Source organism: Methylophaga sp. UBA1464 (assembly GCF_002325665.1).
In the GTDB taxonomy this organism is placed as follows: Bacteria; Pseudomonadota; Gammaproteobacteria; order Nitrosococcales; family Methylophagaceae; genus Methylophaga.
Genome location: NZ_DCSO01000024.1, coordinates 1 through 2,644 on the forward strand (window position 1 = coordinate 1; position 2,644 = coordinate 2,644).

Sequence of the window (2,644 nt, forward strand, 5' to 3'; positions counted from 1 at the left end):
CTGGTGGCGGTGATGATCATGGTTTCAATCGGTACCTTTTCATGGGCATCAATACGTGATCTGAAAAAACATCCGCTTTCTACCAACATCGTTATGGTGGTGACGGTTATTGTTGTTGTTGCAACACATAATCTGGCCATTGGTGTGTTTGTTGGTGTGTTACTTGCCGCCTTGTTCTTTGCCAATAAAGTTGCCCACTTTATGGTGGTCAAAAGCGATCTCAGTGAGCAGGATACCAAGCGACGTTATGAAATCCGTGGGCAAATCTTCTTTGCCTCATCGGATAAATTTGCTGCCGCATTTGATTTTAAAGAAGCACTGGATACCGTCGAGATTGATTTGAGCCATGCCCACTTTTGGGATATCACCTCTGTTTCGGCCCTGGACAAGGTCGTGATCAAATTCCGTCGTGAAGGTACTGAAGTGGAACTGGTTGGTATGAATGAAGCCACTGCAACTATTGTGGACAGATTTGGTGTACACGATAAACCGGAAGAAGTCGAAAAAATACTCGCCGGTCACTAAAAATAGAGGATTGAGAGAGATGACAAAAATAATAGCCTGTATTGATGGCTCAATAACTTCGCCCGCAGTCTGTAAAGCTTCGGCTTGGGTAAGCTACAAGTTAAAAGCACCAGTGGATTTGTTGCATGTATTGGATAAAACCGAATATCCCACGGCTGAAAACAGAAAAAAGAATCTGTCAGGCAATATTGGCCTTGGCAGTCGCGAGAATCTATTGGAAGAATTGGTTGAGCTCGATGAAAAACGGGGGCGCCTGGCGTTGGAGCACGGCAAAAACATTTTGCAGGATGCCCGAGCACTGGCCCAGCAACATGGTGCGGTTGAAGTGACCACGCATCAACGCCATGGCGGATTGATGGAAACTTTATCTGATCTGCAGGATGATACCCGGGTTCTGGTGTTAGGTCGTCAAGGCCAGGCACATGAAAATGAAACACATAGTCTGGGGAGTCATCTGGAAAATGTGATCCGGGCATTAAACAAACCAATTCTAATTACCTTGCCAGATTTCAATGTTCCGCAGCGGTTTATGATTGCTTATGATGGCAGCGCCACCTCTAACAAAGCTCTGGAAAAAGTCGCTGTGAGTGATTTGTTAAAAGGTTTGGAATGCCATATCGTGATGGTAGCTGAAGATGACACGAATCATAAATCACAGTTAGAAACGGCAAAACAACGTCTTAACGCTGCAGGTTTTGAGGCTTCTACTGCGCTATTACAAGGTGCGGTTCAACCTTCCCTGCATCAGTATCAACGTGATAATAATATTGATTTAATGGTAATGGGTGCTTATGGGCATTCGCGCATTCGTCAGTTTCTGGTAGGCAGCAATACCGCCAAGATGGTCAGGATGAGTGATATCCCAATCCTGTTGCTGCGTTAATGGAAGTACTTTTCATTAATCAAATGAATATTGTGCAGTTGGAAAATTATCGACAACGATTATTTTTGCTCAAACAGGAAGTAGAGCATTCACTTACTGAGGACCCACCTCAGGTGGTAGAGCTTGATCAGTCCAAGATGGGGCGTTTGTCACGCATGGATGCGTTGCAGGATCAACAGCTTGCAATTGAAGTTCAGCGCCGGCTTAAACGAAAACTGCAAGCCATAGAAGGCGCTTTAAATCGCATAAATAATGATGATTTTGGTTTTTGTTATCTTTGTGATGAACCCATCACAGAGGCTAGATTGACTTTTGATCCTACTGTTACCCGGTGTCTAAAATGCGCAGATAAAAACTCCGACTAATGTTCTGATTTTTAACCGTTATTAGCCTACAATTTCAGTAACTGGCCCTGAACTGGAGAATTTCTTTGGGCAACACAATCGAAGATCAGCATCATCCAGCGATTATGATTGAAGGAATTCAGCCTTTCGGTTGTTTAATTCGATTTGATGGTGACCTGCTTGAAATTTTACAAGTCAGCGAAAATTTGCAGCAAATACTGGGTGTTTCCATTGAAGCGGCACTTGCATCGTCGCCAAGAGATATTCTGGGTGGCAAATTACAACAGCGATTACAGCAAACGCTTGCTAAAAATTCCCGTTTATCTGCAGCACTCATCATCAACCGCCAGGTAAGCGGTTCCTATCAGCGTTTTTACGTGGTGGCTTATCGCAGTGATGATTCTATTGTGGTGGAGTTTGAATCACTCTCACGTTCCGGCGAACAACGTTTAATGCCCATTGTGAATGAGTGGCTGACCCGTCTGGCACAGGTTCAGGAAATAGGTCAATTGCAACAAATGCTGGTGCAGAGTGTGCAGGCGGTGACCGGCTATGATCGCGTATTGCTTTGTCAGTTTGATACGCACTGGCAGCGGACGGCTATTGCAGAAGAATGTCGGGATCCCGATAAAAGCTTAATGAACTTCCGGTTTCCTGCCAGCGATATCCCGTTGGAAGTCAGAGCACGTTATACCGTTAACCCAATGCGCAGCATTGCCGATGTCGATGCAGAGATAGTCGGCCTGATACCTGCTTCAAATGAAATTGATCTTCCGGTGGTGGATTTGACACCGGGAATTCTGAGAGCTTTGTCGGCTTATCATCAGCAGTATTTACGCAGTATTAATGTTAAGGCTTCCCTATCCATAGCGATTGCCGGTGAGCAGCAGCT

Annotated in this window: 3 protein-coding genes and 1 pseudogene; all 4 read left to right on the top strand. The window is 45.0% G+C overall.

Going from position 1 to position 2,644, the window contains the following annotated elements; all coding sequences use genetic code 11:
• A partial coding sequence (locus B3O33_RS02450; protein WP_292362857.1) for an STAS domain-containing protein occupies nt 1-525 on the top strand: 525 nt, incomplete at its 5' end.
• Between the two features lie 19 nt (nt 526-544).
• Nucleotides 545-1,408 carry a universal stress protein gene (locus B3O33_RS02455; protein ID WP_292361679.1) on the top strand — a complete coding sequence of 288 codons (864 nt, stop codon included), beginning with the start codon at nt 545-547 and terminating at the stop codon, nt 1,406-1,408.
• Nucleotides 1,408-1,773 carry a TraR/DksA family transcriptional regulator gene (locus tag B3O33_RS02460; protein ID WP_292361680.1) on the top strand — a complete coding sequence of 122 codons (366 nt, stop codon included), beginning with the start codon at nt 1,408-1,410 and terminating at the stop codon, nt 1,771-1,773. The genes B3O33_RS02455 and B3O33_RS02460 overlap by 1 nt, the downstream gene beginning before the upstream one ends.
• Nucleotides 1,774-1,838: 65 nt before the next feature.
• A pseudogene (locus B3O33_RS02465) lies at nt 1,839-2,644 on the top strand (diguanylate cyclase); the annotation flags it as partial.